The organism is Streptomyces sp. NPDC006335, from assembly GCF_040612795.1.
Taxonomy (GTDB): domain Bacteria; phylum Actinomycetota; class Actinomycetes; order Streptomycetales; family Streptomycetaceae; genus Streptomyces.
Genome location: NZ_JBEXQX010000001.1, coordinates 1,178,329 through 1,194,562, shown reverse-complemented (window position 1 = coordinate 1,194,562; position 16,234 = coordinate 1,178,329). Strand labels below are relative to the sequence as shown.

The 16,234-nt window shown below is 71.6% G+C and carries 11 protein-coding genes; 7 read left to right on the top strand and 4 right to left on the bottom strand.

What is annotated here, in order from left to right:
- Positions 1 to 2 precede the first annotated feature (2 nt).
- Complete coding sequence (locus ABZ098_RS05325; RefSeq protein ID WP_356587384.1) at positions 3 to 1,253, top strand: M14 family zinc carboxypeptidase; 1,251 nt, start codon at positions 3 to 5, stop codon at positions 1,251 to 1,253.
- 204 nt (positions 1,254 to 1,457) lie between these two features.
- Here the strand turns inward: ABZ098_RS05325 and pepN are convergent, their stop codons facing one another.
- Positions 1,458 to 4,049, bottom strand: a complete 2,592-nt coding sequence (gene pepN / locus ABZ098_RS05320) for an aminopeptidase N (RefSeq protein ID WP_356587382.1) — start codon at positions 4,047 to 4,049, stop codon at positions 1,458 to 1,460.
- A 158-nt stretch (positions 4,050 to 4,207) separates the two neighbouring features.
- On the opposite strand from pepN, the gene ABZ098_RS05315 reads away from it, so the two are divergent.
- A complete protein-coding gene (locus ABZ098_RS05315; RefSeq protein ID WP_356587380.1) occupies positions 4,208 to 4,687 on the top strand; it encodes a DUF1203 domain-containing protein in 480 nt (159 codons plus the stop codon).
- 372 nt (positions 4,688 to 5,059) lie between these two features.
- On the opposite strand, the gene ABZ098_RS05310 is transcribed toward ABZ098_RS05315, so the two are convergent.
- Positions 5,060 to 6,076 carry an aspartate-semialdehyde dehydrogenase gene (locus ABZ098_RS05310; RefSeq protein WP_356587378.1) on the bottom strand — a complete coding sequence of 339 codons (1,017 nt, stop codon included), beginning with the start codon at positions 6,074 to 6,076 and terminating at the stop codon, positions 5,060 to 5,062.
- 282 nt (positions 6,077 to 6,358) lie between these two features.
- On the opposite strand from ABZ098_RS05310, the gene ABZ098_RS05305 reads away from it, so the two are divergent.
- Positions 6,359 to 6,883 (top strand): sigma-70 family RNA polymerase sigma factor, encoded by a 525-nt coding sequence (locus tag ABZ098_RS05305; RefSeq protein WP_356587376.1) that lies wholly within the window; start codon positions 6,359 to 6,361, stop codon positions 6,881 to 6,883.
- Between the two features lies 1 nt (position 6,884).
- Positions 6,885 to 7,601 carry a hypothetical protein gene (locus ABZ098_RS05300; RefSeq protein WP_356587374.1) on the top strand — a complete coding sequence of 239 codons (717 nt, stop codon included), beginning with the start codon at positions 6,885 to 6,887 and terminating at the stop codon, positions 7,599 to 7,601.
- Positions 7,602 to 7,669: 68 nt separating this feature from the next.
- Here the strand turns inward: ABZ098_RS05300 and ABZ098_RS05295 are convergent, their stop codons facing one another.
- Entirely contained in the window at positions 7,670 to 10,963 is a 3,294-nt protein-coding gene (locus ABZ098_RS05295; protein WP_356587372.1) for a S8 family serine peptidase, read from the bottom strand.
- 369 nt (positions 10,964 to 11,332) lie between these two features.
- On the opposite strand from ABZ098_RS05295, the gene ABZ098_RS05290 reads away from it, so the two are divergent.
- The 3 genes from ABZ098_RS05290 (at position 11,333) to ABZ098_RS05280 (ending at position 15,013) form a co-directional block, all read left to right on the top strand.
- Positions 11,333 to 11,800 carry an NUDIX hydrolase gene (locus ABZ098_RS05290; protein ID WP_356587370.1) on the top strand — a complete coding sequence of 156 codons (468 nt, stop codon included), beginning with the start codon at positions 11,333 to 11,335 and terminating at the stop codon, positions 11,798 to 11,800.
- 211 nt (positions 11,801 to 12,011) lie between these two features.
- On the top strand, positions 12,012 to 13,778 hold the full coding sequence (locus ABZ098_RS05285; RefSeq protein ID WP_356587368.1) for a TIGR03767 family metallophosphoesterase: 1,767 nt from the start codon (positions 12,012 to 12,014) through the stop codon (positions 13,776 to 13,778).
- Positions 13,779 to 13,876: 98 nt separating this feature from the next.
- Positions 13,877 to 15,013 (top strand): serine hydrolase domain-containing protein, encoded by a 1,137-nt coding sequence (locus ABZ098_RS05280; protein ID WP_356587367.1) that lies wholly within the window; start codon positions 13,877 to 13,879, stop codon positions 15,011 to 15,013.
- 90 nt (positions 15,014 to 15,103) lie between these two features.
- Here the strand turns inward: ABZ098_RS05280 and ABZ098_RS05275 are convergent, their stop codons facing one another.
- The gene (locus tag ABZ098_RS05275; protein ID WP_356587365.1) at positions 15,104 to 16,150 is read right to left on the bottom strand and encodes a hypothetical protein; all 1,047 of its coding nucleotides are present in this window, start codon (positions 16,148 to 16,150) and stop codon (positions 15,104 to 15,106) included.
- Positions 16,151 to 16,234 lie beyond the last annotated feature (84 nt).

The following is a 16,234-nucleotide window of genomic DNA, read 5'->3' as shown; positions in this document are numbered from 1 at the left end:
GCGTGCGGACTTCGCTCTATCCGGCAGTCGACGAACTGGAGCGAAGGGCCCGCGCGCTGGTCCGTGCCGCCCCCGGCGTGCTGCGGTTGAGCCAGGTCGGCAGAAGCCGGGCCGGGCGCCCGCTGTGGCTGCTGTCCGCCGGACACGGAGACCGCCACATCGTCGCCGTCGCCGGCGCCCACGCCAACGAACCGGTGGGCGGCGCCTCGGCGTTGCGGCTCGCCGCCCTGTTCGCCCGCCGGCCCCGCCTGCTCGAACTCCTCGGCTGCACCTGGCACTTGTTGCTCTGCCTCGACCCGGACGGGGCACACCTCGCGCACGGCTGGCAGCCGGAGGAGCCGGAGCCCTCGCTGACGGAGTGTCACCGGCACTTCTACCGGCCCGCGTTCGCCCGCCAGCCGGAGTCCCTGCCCGTGCCTCCCGGCACGCCGATGCCCGAGTCGGCCGCGCTCGTCCGGCTCCTCGACGAGCTGCGGCCGGTCGCCCAGTTCACCCTGCACGGCATCGAGTTCGGCGGTGCCTTCGTGATGATGACGCGGGAGGTGCCCGGTGCCGCGGACGCCTTCCGGGACACGGCGGCGCACCTGCGCGTCCCCGTCGACCGGCACCCCGTCGACGGCCCCGACTGGCGGCTCGACCCGCCCGGCGTCCTGGTGCTGCCCGACGGCCACGGCGAGGGCGAGCGCGACCCCAGCGGTTACGTCGCCGAGAGCACCTGGTTCCACCCGCGCCGCCACGGCACCCTGACCACCCTGATCGAGACCCCCGCCTGGGCCGTGCCCGCGGTGAGCGACGCCCGGCCCGTCACCGACCCGGACCGTGCGGCCGCCCGGCTGGGGGAGGTGCTGCTGAGCCGGACAGAGGAACTGGCGGCGGTCCTCGGGACACGGCTCGACGACACGGCCGTACCGGAGGAGCTCGCGCCACTGCGGGACGCCGCGCGGGAACTCCTCGACGTGGCGCCGTCGATCGTGGAGAGCTGGGCCGCGGAGGAACCCGGCGCGTTCCGGGGCTACTTCGCGACCCGGGGGATCTCCGCCCGCCGTATCCCGCTCAGGGTGGCGGCGATGGCGAGCCGTGCCCTGGCCCGCGCCGACCCCCGGGCCACCGAGATCCTCGACGACCTGGTGCGCGAGTGGAGCCAGGAGCTGGAGAAGACGTACCACCTGCGGTGGGTGCCGGTGGCCGCGCAGACCGGGCTGCACGTGCGGACGATGCTGCACACGGCCCGGCTGGTGTGCGGCGGAGGCTGAACATGGCCCGCGATGAACACGGCCCGCGATGAACACGGCCCGCGGTGAATGTGACCCGCGCTGAAGACGGCTCGGCTGGGTGCGCGGCCTGGCTGGGTGCGCGGCTCCCTGAACGCGGCTGGGCTGGTGCGCGGCTGCCGCTGGGCGCCGACCGGCTGGTGTGCTCGGGAGGCGGATGACCGGGGCCACCCGCCTCCCGCGGTCCTACGGGGCCGCCTGCGCGTCGGCCGCCTGGGCGTCCGCCGCCTGGGCCTTCAGCGCGCGCTCCACGCCCGCGCGGGACTCGGAGACGAGCCGGCGCAGGGCCGCGTTCGGCTCGGCCTCGGCCAGCCAGGCGTCCGTCCTGTCCAGGGTCTCCTGGGAGACCTGGAGCGAGGGGTAGAGGCCGACCGCGATCTGCTGGGCGATCTCGTGCGAACGGGACTCCCAGATGTCCTTGACCACCTCGAAGTACTTGTCCGTGTACGGCGCGAGCAGCTCCCGCTGGTCGGTCTGCACGAACCCGCCGATGACGGCCTCCTGTACGGCGTTGGGCAGCTTGTCCGACTCCACGACCTGCGCCCAGGCCTCCGCCTTCGCCTCCTCGGTCGGCCGCGAGGCCCGGGCGGTCGCCGCGTGCCGCTCGCCCGCCGCGGTCTTGTCCCGCTCGTACTCGGTGGCGATCTCCGACTCGTCGTAGCGGCCCACCGAGGCCAGCCGCTGCACGAACGCCCAGCGCAGCTCGGTGTCCACGGCCAGGCCCTCGACGACCTGCGACCCGTCGAGCAGCCCCTCCAGGAGGTCCAGCTGCTCCGGCGTACGGGCCGTCGCCGCGAACGCCCGCGCCCACGCCAGCTGGTGGTCGCTGCCGGCCGCCGCGGACCGCAGATGGGCCAGCGTGGCGTCGGTCCAGCGGGTCAGCAGGGCCTCGCGGGCGGTGGGGGCGGCGTACAGCTCGATCGCCAGCTTCACCTGCCGGTGCAGCGACTGCACGACACCGATGTCGGACTCCTTGCCGATCCCGGAGAGGACCAGCGAGAGGTAGTCGCGGGTCGCGAGTTCGGCGTCCCGCGTCATGTCCCACGCCGACGCCCAGCACAGCGCGCGCGGCAGCGACGACTCGAAGTCGCCCAGGTGCTCGGTCACGAAGGCCAGCGACTGCTCGTCGAGGCGGACCTTGGCGTACGACAGGTCGTCGTCGTTGAGGAGCACGACCGCCGGGCGGCGCTTGCCGACGAGCTGCGGCACGGCCGTCAGCTCGCCGTCGACGTCCAGCTCGATCCGCTCGTCGCGGACCAGCTTGCCGCTGTCGTCGTCGAGTTCGTACAGGCCGACGGCGATGCGGTGCGGGCGCAGGGTCGGCTCGCCCTTCGCGCCGGCGGGGAGCGCCGGGGCCTCCTGGCGGATGGCGAAGGAGGTGATGACACCGTTGCCGTCGGTCTCGATCTCCGGGCGCAGGATGTTGATGCCGGCCGTCTGGAGCCACTTCTGCGACCAGGTGCCGAGGTCACGCCCTGAGGTCTCCTCCAGCGCGCCCAGCAGGTCGGACAGGCGGGTGTTGCCGTACGCGTGGCGCTTGAAGTACGCCTGCACCCCGCCGAAGAACTCGTCCTCGCCCACGTAGGCGACGAGCTGCTTGAGCACGGACGCGCCCTTGGCGTACGTGATGCCGTCGAAGTTGACCAGCACGTCGTCCAGGTCGCGGATCTCGGCCATGATCGGGTGCGTGGACGGCAGCTGGTCCTGGCGGTACGCCCACGTCTTCATGGAGTTGGCGAACGTGGTCCAGGAGTGCGGCCACCGGCTGTCCGGGGCGTACGCCTGGCAGGCGATGGAGGTGTAGGTGGCGAACGACTCGTTCAGCCACAGGTCGTTCCACCACTCCATGGTCACGAGGTCGCCGAACCACATGTGGGCCAGCTCGTGCAGGATGGTCTCGGCGCGCATCTCGTACGCGGCATCGGTCACCTTGGACCGGAAGACGTACTGGTCCCGGATGGTCACCGCGCCGGCGTTCTCCATCGCGCCCGCGTTGAACTCCGGCACGAACAGCTGGTCGTACTTCTTGAACGGGTACGCGTAGTCGAACTTCTCCTGGAACCAGTCGAAGCCCTGCCGGGTCACCTCGAAGATGGCGTCCGAGTCGAGGTGTTCGGCGAGCGAGGGCCGGCAGTAGATGCCCAGCGGGACGGACTGGCCGTCCTTCTCGTACACGCTGTGCACCGAGTGGTACGGGCCGACGATCAGGGCCGTGATGTACGACGAGATCCGCGGGGTCGGCTCGAAGACCCAGACGTCGTCCTTCGGCTCGGGCGTCGGGGAGTTGGAGATGACCGTCCAGCCGGTCGGCGCCTTCACGGTGAACTGGAAGGTGGCCTTCAGGTCGGGCTGCTCGAAGGAGGCGAAGACGCGGCGGGCGTCCGGCACCTCGAACTGCGTGTACAGGTAGGCCTGCTGGTCGACCGGGTCGACGAAGCGGTGCAGGCCCTCACCGGTGTTGGTGTAAGCGGCGTCGGCGACGACCCGCAGGATGTTGCGGCCCTCCAGCAGGCCGGGCAGGGCGATCCGGGAGTCCGCGAAGACCTCCGCCGGGTCGAGCTGGTCCCCGTTCAGCGTGACCTCGTGCACGGTCGGGGCCACCAGGTCGATGAAGGACTCGGCGCCGTTCTCAGCGACATCGAAGCGCACCGTGGTCACGGACCGGTAGGTACCGCCCTCCTGCGCGCCGGAGAGGTCGAGATCGATCTCGTAGGACTCGACACTGAGCAGCTTCGCGCGCTGCTGAGCCTCTTCGCGAGTCAGGTTTGTGCCAGGCACGCGGTCATCTCCTTGTTTCCTCGATATGAGTAGGTTCGGCGGTTCGGTCATCCTTCCACGAAAGGTCTCCGCCGGATCGGGGGATTACCCTGCGGTTCCGGGTATGTGGCGTCCGATTTCCGCCGGTCATCCGCGCTCGGCCGCGCCAGCCTGGTCCCATGACGACCTACCCCGCACGCCCTCTGGCACCTGTGGTTCTCGAGGAACTCCGCGTCCGCGACGACGCCGGCCGGCCCCTGTCCCCCTTCACCGACGAGGAGGGCGGCGCCCCGCTCCGCTGCTGCCTGCGCCGCAGCGAGCCGGGTGAGCGGATCGCCCTCGTCTCCTACGCGCCCCTGCGCCGCTGGGCGGCCGAGACGGGCGCCGAGCCCGGGGCGTACGACGAACAGGGCCCCGTCTTCGTCCACGCCGAGGCGTGCGCGGGGCCGGACGGGCGCGAGGAGTACCCCTTCGCCGACGCGCACCGGACGGTCCGCCGGTACTCCGCCGACGGACACATCCTGGGCGGTGAGCTGGTCGAGAAGCTCGGCGACGACGCCTTCCGGAACGCGTTCGACGACCCGTCCGTGGCACTGGTCCACGTCCGGGCCGTCGAGTACGGCTGCTTCCTCTACGAGGTGCGCCGGCCCCCGGCTTAGCCCTTGAGCTCGACCGCCACCGGCTCCGCGGGCCCGGCGGCTGCCTCTTCGCCGGCGCCCACCGGGCCGTGCGGCGGTACTCCGGCGAGGGGCCCATCCGGGCCGTTCGGCGCGGCTGTTCCGCGACGAGGTACGCCAGCCCCCGGCTTAGCCCTTGAGTTCGGGCGCCACCGGCTCGGCGGGCGCCTCTTCGCCGGCGCCCACCAGGCCGTGCGACGGTACTCCGGCGAGGGGCTCATCCGGGCCGTTCGGTACGGCTGTTCCGTGCCGAGGTGCGCTCGGCGGTCACCGGCGCGGCGGGTGCCCCCGCGTCGGCGTCCACCGGACCGTCGAGTTGCGCTGTTGCCTCTACGAGGGCAGGCCTCCTGAGGGTCAGCCCTTGAGCTCGGCCGCCACCAGCTCCGCGATCTGGACCGCGTTCAGCGCGGCGCCCTTGCGGAGGTTGTCGTTGGAGATGAACAGGGCGAGGCCGTTGTCGACCGTCTCGTCGCGGCGGATGCGGCCGACGAAGGAGGCGTCCTGGCCGGCGGCCTGGAGCGGGGTCGGAATGTCCGAGAGGGTCACACCGGGGGCGCCCGCCAGGAGCTCGGTCGCGCGCTCCGGGGAGATCGGGCGGGCGAAGCGGGCGTTGACCTGGAGGGAGTGGCCGGAGAAGACCGGGACGCGCACACAGGTGCCGGAGACCTTCAGCTCGGGGAGCTCCAGGATCTTGCGGGACTCGTTGCGGAGCTTCTGCTCCTCGTCGGTCTCGTTGAGGCCGTCGTCGACGAGGTTGCCCGCGAAGGGCAGGACGTTGAAGGCGATGGGCCGCTTGTAGACCTGCGGCTCGGGGAAGTCGACCGCCGAGCCGTCGTGGGTGAGCTTGTCCGCCTCGGCGGCGACCTTCTGCACCTGGCCGTGCAGCTCCGCCACGCCCGCGAGGCCCGAGCCGGAGACCGCCTGGTAGGTGGTGGCGATCAGCGTCAGGAGGCCCGCCTCCGTGTCCAGCACCTTCAGGACCGGCATCGCGGCCATCGTGGTGCAGTTCGGGTTGGCGATGATGCCCTTGGGGCGGTCCGCGATGGCGTGCGGGTTCACCTCGGAGACCACGAGGGGGACCTCGGGGTCCTTGCGCCAGGCCGAGGAGTTGTCGATCACGACCGCGCCCTGCGAGGCGACCTTCTCGGCCAGCGCCTTCGAGGTCGCGCCGCCCGCGGAGAACAGCACGATGTCCAGGCCGGTGTAGTCGGCCGTCGCCGCGTCCTCCACCGTCACGCCGTCCAGGACCGAGCCCGCCGAGCGCGCGGAGGCGAACAGGCGCAGCTGTGTGACCGGGAAGTTCCGCTCCTTGAGGATCCCGCGCATGACCGTGCCGACCTGCCCGGTGGCTCCGACGATTCCGACCCTCACGGTGACTCCTTCTGCGTGTCCTGGATGTGTCTGCGGCTTTTCCATCATGCGGCCGACCGGGGTCAGCCTGTCCAATTCTTTGCCCGCCATGCCCGAGGGCTGGGACGCCCCGCCGCGATCAACGGTTGCGGAACTTTGGCCACACCCCTTCTGAGCTGGAGAAAATCGCCCTACGGTCACCTCGTGCCGTAAGCCGTGCGGTGCCGCGCACCGGGTGTGACGTACGCCTCTGAACGTTTCCGCCCCCACCCGCGTCGTAGGAGAAACGCGGCGAGGGGAGGGGTGTCGGTGCTGCGCAGAATCGGCCGCCGGGTCCAGGGGGACGACCCTCTGGACGCGGCGCAGGAACGCCGGGTGCGGGCCGTGCTCGCCCTGGGCGGGGTGCCGCAGGCGGACCTGCCGGACGGGGTGCAGCAGGTCCGCCTGCGGTTGCTGGAGCGGGCGGCGAAGGGGCACGAAGCGCCGCGGGACGTGTCCGCGTGGGCCGCCGTCGTCGCCTCCAACCTCGCCATGGACTGGCACCGGGCCAAGAAGCGCCAGGAGCGGCTGGGGGAGCGGCTGGCCTCGCTCAGGCAGCACGAGCACCCCTCCGGGGAGGACACCAGTGTGCTCTCCCTCGCCGTCGCGCAGGGCCTGGACGAGCTGCCCGACCAGCAGCGCCAGGTCCTCGTGCTGCGGTTCTTCGCCGACCTGCCGGTGCGCTCGATCGCCCAGGAGCTGGGCGTCCCGGAGGGCACGGTCAAAAGCCGCCTGCACACGGCGGTCCGGGCCCTGCGCGCCCGCCTGCACGAGGACGAGGTGGTGTGACGTGAGCGCCGAGAACGAGACGTACGACAGCGACGCGCTCATGGCCGCGATCACCGGCGAGGAGCTGTCCGACGAAGCCCGCGCGGACACCGCCTTCCTGGCCGAGTACCGGGCCGCCGAGGCCGACATCGCGCTGCTGAGGGAGCAGCTCGGGATCCTCGGCGAGACCCTCGCCGCGGCGCCGGCCTCCCCGAAACCCGTTCCCGCGCGACTGCGGCCGCCCTCCCCGGCCCGCCGCCGCGCCCGCACTCTCGTCTTCGGCACCCTCGCCGTGGCGGCCGCCGCGAGTGTCGTCACCGGGCTCGGCTGGCTCCTCGGGCACAGCGGCGAGCTCAACTCGGACGCGGGCGCCAGCGCCGACTCGGCCTCGAAGGCGGAGACGGGGGTCCGCTTCGGCGGCCCGGCCTACCTGTCCTGCGCCACCACGGTCGCCGAGGGCGAGGTCACCGCCGTCAAGGAGCTGCCCGCCACGGGACAGGTCCAGGTCACCGTGCGGGTGAGCCGCTACTACACGCCGACGCACGGCGCGAAGGACCTCACCTACGTGGTCGACGCGTACGACCTGCCCGAACCCCTCACCCGGGGCACCCCGGTGCTGTTCGGCGTCAGCCAGGGCTCCCCGGTCCCCGACCACTGGGTCGTCGGCACCGGGGCGATCGCCCGGGAGCGGGCCTGGATCACCGCCTCACTGCCCGAGTCGCGCACACTGCCCTGCTGAACCAGGGCACGCGAAAGGGCGGGCGCCCTCACGGACGCCCGCCCCTTCGATCGCCGTACGGAGAAGTGTTACGGCGTGACCTTCTCGATCTTCACGTTGCCGACGCCCGCGACCGTGCCGCGCGCGTTGACGAGGCTGACCTGGCCGAAGAACTCACGGCCCTCCGGGGCGGCCGCCAGGGCGGTGACGCTGCCGGAGACGGTCGTCGAGGCGCCCGTGGCGAGCTTCACCGGGGCGTCGGAGACGGTGACGGTGCCCAGGGCGCTGGAGAAGAACACGTCCTGGTAGTCGTACGCCGTGGAACCGGCCGGAACCGAGTAGCCGGCGACCTCGATGGTGTAGGTACCGGCGGCGGGCGAGGCGACCGAGACGGCCTCCTCCGAGTCGCCGTCGGCGGACGAGCCGACCACGGTGCCCGCCGCGTCGTAGACCGTCAGGTCCAGGTCGGCGGAGACGTCGGAGACGTTGCCGATGGCGACGTCCAGCGACTTGGCGCCCGCGGGCACCTCGACCGTGGTGGTCTGGGTGGCGCCCTCGGCGATGGTCGGGCGGGCCGTCTTGGACGAGCCGAGCGGGCCGCCGGCCAGCTTGCCGTCGATCGCGGCGAGCGTGTTGGTCACCTTCCAGGAGGCGGTGGCCGGGGTGCCGACCTTGGCCTCGGGGACGGTCACGGTCTCCGGGTCGAAGACCGCGCCGTAGACGGCGACGTCCAGCTTGTACGGGTTGTCGAGCAGCGGCGAGGTGCGGCGCGACTCGACCTCGATCTCCCAGACACCGGCCTGCGGGTCGGCGTAGGAACGGGCGTCGGGCTTGCAGCCGTTGCCGTCGAGGTAGTTGTTGTAGCAGTACGGGGTGCCGGTGTTGTCGACCGGGACGCCGTAGGGGTGGATGGCGATGAAGCGGGTCTGGCTCTTGTCCTTGAGCCCGCCGATCGCGACCTCCAGCGACTTGGCGCCCGCGGGCACGGTCACGAAGTACGACTGGGTGCTGTTGCGCTGCACGGTGTTCGACGCGGACCAGGTGTACTTCACCGGCGCCGAGACCACGACCGTGGTCATGACCTGCTGGTCGATGCCCTCGGTCTTCGGGTCGTCGACGACCAGGATCGCGCTCTTGAGACCGGCGGACTTCGGCTGGGCCTGCACCTTGACGGTCACCGGCTGGTTCAGCGGGAGGCTGATGTCGTCCTTGCCGAGGATCCGGAAGGTGTTACCGGCGTTGTTGTGGAAGTGCAGCTCGTGCCGGAGCGCCTTGGCCGAGCCGGACGTACGGGTGATGGTGACGTCGTACGTCTTCTTCTGGCCGGCCTTCAGGCCGCCCTCGCGGTCGTAGAGACCGGTGCCGTAGCCGGGGGTCTTCAGGAGCTGGTCGATCGCGGTGTCGACCGGGGCCTTGACGGTGTAGTCGTGGGCGGTGGCGCCGTCCTTGATGGCGTCCCAGGCGTCCACGATGTCGATGAGGCCCGCGCCCTCCTCGTACGCCTGCACACCCTTGATGTGCTCGGCGGTCGAGGTCAGGGCGGTGCGCAGGGTGGCCGGCGTCAGCGCGATGTGCTTCTGCTTGGCGGCCGAGATGAGCAGCGCGGAGGCGCCCGCGGCCTGCGGGGAGGCCATCGAGGTGCCCTGGAGCATCGAGTAGCCGGCCGGCAGCGTGTAGCCCGACTCGGCGACCGGGGAGCCCGGCAGCCAGGTCTGCGTGGTGTTGATGGCGGCGCCCGGGGCGGACAGGGTCGGCGTGAAGCCGCCGTCCTCACGCGGACCGCGCGAGGAGAACGGCATCATCGCGTACGACTTGGTCACCTGCGAGCCGTAGTTGGCGGCCCAGGTCGCCTTGGAGATGGTCGCGCCGACCGAGATGACCTTGTCGGCCAGGCCAGGGTCGCCGATGGTGTTCGCGCCGGGGCCGGAGTTGCCCGCGGAGATCACCAGCTGGACGCCGTAGGTGTCGATGAGGCGCGTGTAGAGCTCGGCGCGCGCGTTGTTGCCGTCGTTGAGCGCGGGCAGGCCGCCGATCGACATGTTGACGATGTCGACACCGCGGTTGACGACGAGGTCGATCATGCCCTCGGTCAGCGCCACGTTGGTGCAGCCGCCGGTCCAGGTGCAGGCGCGGGAGGAGACGAGCTTGGCGCCCGGGGCCGCGCCGTTCATGCGGCCGCCGAACAGGCCCTTGGCGGCGGTGATGCCGGCGACGTGGGTGCCGTGCTCGGACTCGATGACGCCGATGTTGACGTAGTCGGCCTTGCTGCCCGCGGCGTCGTAGACGACGTCCTTGCGGATCTCGACGACGAACGGCTGACGCTCGGCGACGTCGGTCGCCGGGTTGTCGGTGCCGAAGTACCCGACCTGGTAGCCGTCCTTGTACGGCTTCATGGGGGTGTCGTCGGCGAAGTTCTGGTTGTTGTTCAGGTCGACCCGGACGGTCCCGGCGGCCTTGTCGTACAGCACGCCCCAGGTGTCGGTGGTGTCGCCGTCGCGGTTCGCGTCGCCCTTGGCGTCGCCGCCCGCGGTCGCGGCCTCACGGAACAGGTTGACCTGGTACGACCCGGCGGGCGCCGTCCAGGTGCGGCCGTCGAAGGTGAAGCTCGGGCCGGAGACCGCGGTGGTCATCCGCCGCCAGGTGGCGTCGCCGTCGGAGACCGGGTCGGTCGCCGTCACCCAGTCGACGATCTTCCGCTCACCGGTGGTGGTCTTCTGCAGGGCCGGGTGGCCGAGGTCCACACCCGAGTCCAGGATGCCGATGGTGACCCCGCGGCCGTCCGCCTTCGGGTGGTCCTCGACGAAGTCGACGGCGCCCGTCTCGAAGGAGGGGTTGTACGGGTTCTCGGCGGGGGTCTTCGCGCTCGGCGCCGGGTAGGTCTTCGCGGCCTTGTGCGCGGCGCCCTTGGCGGTGTCGGCGCTCGGCGTCGGGTCGTCCAGCGGGATGTCCTGCTTGACGTCGATGCCGTGCACGGAGGAGAGCTTCGCGGCGGCGGCGATGGCCGAGTCCGCCTTCGCGGTGGGGACGGTGGCCCGGACGTAACCGAGCTTGTCGTAGGTCAGGCCCACCAGGCCGCCCTTGACCGCGTCCAGCTCCTCGGCGACCTGCTCGGTCTTGCCGGGGGCGGTGGCGACCATCAGCGTGATGTTCTTGGCGCCGTCGGCCTTGGCCTCGGCGAGCGCGTCGGCGTCGTCCGAACCGAGCTTCTCGTCCGCGGACTTCAGGCCCGGGTCGGCGGCGGCGGGGGCGTCGTCCGCGGCGGCGGAGAAGGCCAGGGGTATGGGCCCCGCCGCGGAGAGCGCGGCGACCAGGCCGGCGGCCACCGCTATTCGCGCCACACGTCTCGCGCCCGTTATCGGAGCGTGCTGGGGGGTGAGGGTCATCGGCATCCCTTGTAGGTAAAGGAACGAGCGGGCGTGCGACCGGGACCGATCGGTCCTGGCCACGGTGATCCGGAATACGACCCCGGATGAGCGCTCAGCTTTACGCATGGGAAGGATGTTTAGGGAGAGTTGACCGAATCGATATGGGTGTATGGGGAAAACCCGCGATGCCCTTTGGGGACATCGGTGAAGAGGCGTGAGAAAGCGGGTGATTTCCCCCACGAGCCCTTTGGTCGGCCTTTTCAGACGTGACGCGCGCGTTCCGCTTCACCGTGCGGAGACGGGGGAGACCCGTCGGCGCTGCCGCTGCGCTGGTCCGTGCCCGAATACTCACCGGCCGATCCGGTCGCCGCGGGCTAACTTGCCGATATGCGCAAGACCTTGAGGGTGGCGGCCTACGCCATGTGTGTCCGCGACGGACAGATCCTGCTGGCCCGCTGGCTCAACGACGGCCGGCCGGAGTGGACCCTGCCGGGCGGCGGGATGGAACACGGCGAGGACCCCCACGACACCGTCCTGAGGGAGGTGGAGGAGGAGACGGGCTACCGCGTCGAGGTCACCGGACTGCTCGGGGTGCGCTCGGTGCGCTTCCCGACCCGGCACCGCTTCGGCCGCACCGTCGACCGGCACCACGTGGGTCTCCTGTACGAGGCCCGCGTCACCGGAGGCGACCTGCGCTTCGAGGTCGGCGGCTCCACCGACATGGCCGAATGGCACGACCTCGACGCCGTACCGGAGCTGAAACGGGTCCCGCTGGTCGACTTCGGCCTGCGGCTGTGGCGGGAGCGGCCGGCGGCCGGGCGGCCCGGGGGACAGGTGTCGTACCCCGGAAGATGAACACGGCGTGACCGCCCCCGGGCCGTTCGACGAGCGCTCCTGAACGCGCGGGAGGGCCCAAGATCCACGTACGGTGATCGGCGTTGCGCGTTGCCGTCTCGTTCACGCGCAGGTCATTCCCGGTGCCAAGCATCCAGAGCGAGCGGGTTGTTCGCGAACGCGATCACCCGCGACCACTGCCGACGCAGTTCGCACTCGGGGAGATCGCGCCATGTCGCGCACACGCTCTGTCGCCAGCAGCACGCTGGGGGTCCACCGCCGTACCGTCCTCGCCGCCGCGGGCGCGGCCGCCGCCTCCGCGGGCGTCGGCTACGCCCTGCGGCCCACCGACAGCCAGGCCGCGACGACCACCGGTGCCGCCGAGGCACCGGTGGCCCAGACCGTCCACCGGGCCGCCGCCCCGGCCGCGGCCCCCCTCGCCCCGTACACCCGCGGCACCACCGTCGCCTCCGTCGCCGCCCCGCGCACGGGCTCCGGCTACCGGCGCCTCGGCGACGGCCCCGGCTGGAGCCGCAAGGTGCGCTCCGAACTCGCCGCCCCGAAGGCCGGGCGGGCCGGCCGCCGTACCCCGCTGGCCGCGTTCGTGCAGCTCACCGACCTGCACCTGATGGACACCCAGCACCCGCTGCGCCTGGAGTACCTGCGCTCGACCGACGTGCACGCCTGGCGGCCCCAGGAGGCGCTGACCGTGCCGGGCGCGATCTCGCTCGTCGAGCGGATCAACGCGCTGCGGGGCGCCCCCGCCACCGGCGCCCCGCTCCAGTTCGCCATGACGACCGGCGACAACACGGACAACAACGCGCACACCGAGCTCGACTGGTTCCTGACCGTCATGAGCGGCGGCAGAATCACCCCCAACTCCGGGGACCCGCGCCACTACGAGGGCGTCCAGAACAGCGGCATCAAGCAGTACTGGCAGCCCGACTCCACCACCCGGGACGCCGACAAGCAGCGCGGCTTCCCGCACCTCCAGGGCTATCTGGCCGCCGCCGTCCGGGAGTTGAACAGCCCCGGCCTCACCATCCCCTGGTACTCCACGGTCGGCAACCACGACAGCCTGCCGCTGGGCTGCTACGGCCACGGCGACTCCTGGCTCGCCGAGCACGCCGTCGGCGGCAAGAAGCTGATGTCGCTGCCCGCGTCCGAGTCGAAGAAGCTCCAGGACATGATCCGCAAGGCCTCCGACCCCCAGGGCCACGCCTTCCGCGACCTGCTCAAGGCGCACGCCCGGAGCATGCGCTCGGTCACCCCCGACGAACGGCGCGCCCCCTACACCCCCCGCGACTACCTCAAGGCCCACCTCGACCCCGCGCACCGCGGCGTCGGCCCGGTCGGGCACGGCTACTCCACCGCCAACCTCGACGCGGGCACCCAGTACTACAGCTTCCGCATCGCCGACGACGTCATCGGCATCAGCCTCGACACCACCGACCCCGGCGGCCACTACCAGGGCTCCATCGGGACCGGCCAACTGCGGTGGCTGGACCGGACCCTGCGGGAGAACAAGGACTCCTTCGCCGTCGTCTTCAGCCACCACACCAGCGACTCGATGACCAACACCCGCCCCGACCCGGCCCACCCGGGGGAGCGCCGGCACAACGGCCAGGAGGTCGTCGCCCTCCTCGCGAAGCACAGCAACGTCCTGGCCTGGGTCAACGGCCACATCCACCGCAATGTGATCACCGCCCACTCCGCCCCCGGCGGCCGCTCCTTCTGGGAGATCTCCACCGCCTCCCACATCGACTTCCCGCACCTGGCCCGGGTCGTCGAGCTGGCCGACAACAAGGACGGCACGATCTCGATCTTCACCACCCTGATCGAGTCCGCGGCCCCCCACCGCACCGACTTCGGCGACCTCTCCCAGACCGGCCTCGCGGCCCTCTACCGCGAACTGGCCTACAACGCCCCGGGGTCGAGCGACAAGCTCGGCGGCGGCCCGGGGGACCGGAACACGGAGCTGGTCCTGAAGAAGGGCTGAAACCGGCTCAACCCCTTGATCCATCTCAACCTTCCCCGTCCGGCGCGAGTCTCTCCCGCCGATCACGCTCGCCGAGCGTGCCGGAGCAGGGGGAAGACATGACCGTACGTACGACTGTGGTGGTGGCGGCGACGGCCGTGGCGCTCACGGCCGGGTTCGCCGCCCCGGCGATGGCGGCCGGTGCCGACACCCACGAGGGCACCCGGCAGGCCGTCCGTGCCGCGGTGAAGGACGGGGTGCCGGGGGTGACGCTCTCCGCGCGGGACGGCCGGAGCACCTGGTCGACGACCGCCGGGGTCGGCAACCTCAGGACGCACGCGCCGCGTTCGGCGGACGACCGCTACCGGGTCGGGAGCATCACCAAGACCTTCGTCGCCACCGTGCTGCTCCAACTGGAGGCGGAGGGACGGCTGTCGCTCGACGACACCGTGGAGAAGTGGCTGCCCGGAGTCGTCCACGGCAACGGCCACGACGGCAGCCGGATCACCCTCCGGCAGCTCCTCAACCACACCAGCGGGATCTTCAACTACACCGCCGACGAGACGTTCGGGCGCACGTACTTCCTCAAGGACGGCTTCTTGCAGCACCGTTACGACACCCAGAGCCCCGAGCAGCTCGTCGCGATCGCCATGGCCCACAAGCCGGACTTCGCGCCCGGCACGGACTGGAACTACTCCAACACCAACTACGTCGTGGCCGGCATGGTGATCCAGAAGGCCGCCGGGCGGTCGTACGGCGAGGAGGTCCGGCACCGGATCATCGAGCCGCTGCACCTGAGGGCCACCTCGGTCCCCGGCACCCGCGTCACCGTCCCGAAGCCCAGCAGCCGGGCCTACTCGAAGCTGGCGCGGACGGCGACGGGACCGACGTACGACGTCACCGAGCTGAACCCCTCCCTCGCCTACTCGTCGGGCGAGATGATCTCCGACTCCGCCGACCTCGGACGCTTCTACTCCGCCCTGCTGAAGGGCAGGCTGCTCCCGCCGAAGCAGCTCAAGGAGATGAAGGACACGGTGGCGGTCGAGGAGATCCCGAACGCCGGGTACGGCCTCGGGCTCATCGACCGAAAGCTCAGCTGCGGGGTGCACGTGTGGGGCCACGACGGCGGCATCCACGGCTCCTCCTCCGTGGCCGTGACCACGGCCGACGGCAGGCACTCCCTCGCCTTCAACTTCAACGGCGACTGGTCGGGGGACACCGACGCGGTGATCGAGGCGGAGTTCTGCGGCGAGTGACGCGCTCCGGTCGCACGTAATGAGGAGGGGCCCCGGCTCCCCAGTGCCGTGGCCCCTCCTCTCCCCTCCTGATCCCGCCCCGGTCCGTCACTACCGGGGCAGCACCACGACATAGGCGGCGGGATCTCGGTCGCCGGAGGCCATGAGGGCCGTACGGACCACCGTCGCCTGCTGTTCCATCGCGTCCCGGAGCTTGCGCGGGGTGATGTGGACGACCGTGATGCCGAGCCGCTCCAGGTGCTCGCGCTTGCGGGCGTACTCCGACCACAAGGCGTCTTCATCCTGGCGGGGGGCGCGGGTGTCCAGCTCCACCGCGACCGCCTGCTCGGGCCAGTACGCGTCCAGGCCGCCCAGGTGCGGTCCGCCCGGGAGCCTCAGGTCGACGTTCCACACCGGGTCGGGGAGGCCGTACTCCTGGACCATGCGGTACAGGCGGTCCTCGGCGATGGCGCGGCCCTCGGCGAGCAGGGAGTCCACCGCGTCCACCACGTGCGGGCGACTGAGCAGCTTGGCGTTGTTCAACTCCCGCACGACGGCGGCCGGTTCGCAGTGGCCGCCGCGTACCGCCTCGGTCAGCAGCCGGCGTACCGCGCCCGCGTCCGTCAGTTCGGTGACCGCGTCGGCGAGGGCGCGCGGCACCGGGGCGACGGGGAGGCCGGTGACCTGTTCGGCGGCGGGGAGCGCCGAGGTGCGCACGATCCGCGCGCCGCCCGTGGAGCGCAGCCGGCGCATCCTCGGGACCAGGACGTCGATCCGGTCCAGGGAGAGCAGCGGAGGCGTCGAGCTGAAGCCGTGCAGCGTCAGCGCCGCGAGGCCGGTGATCATCGCCTCCGCGTACACCGGCCGGTGCGGCTCCTCGGCGCCCGGCTGCGTCGGGACCCCGGCGCTCTGCTCCCGTGCCGCGTACATCAGCACCGCGTGCAGCCGCTCCTCGCTGGTCGGCGGGCCCGGGTGGAGCAGGAAGACGCCCGGGAGGATCTGCTGCCAGGGGCCGCCCGGCCGGCACTGCTCGTTGGCCTCGGCGACCGAGACGCCGGTCGCACGCAGCCGGCCGGCCGTCACGACGCGGCGGTGCACCTCGGAGAGGTGGCGCAGGGGGCGGGGGGAGAGCGGGGGGACCGGGGTGTTGTGGTTCATGCAGCGGAGATTCCCGCACCTGGGCCGCCCGATAACCGCTGTTACACGCCCGTCGACAAATACGGACAAGGCAGTACTAAAGGA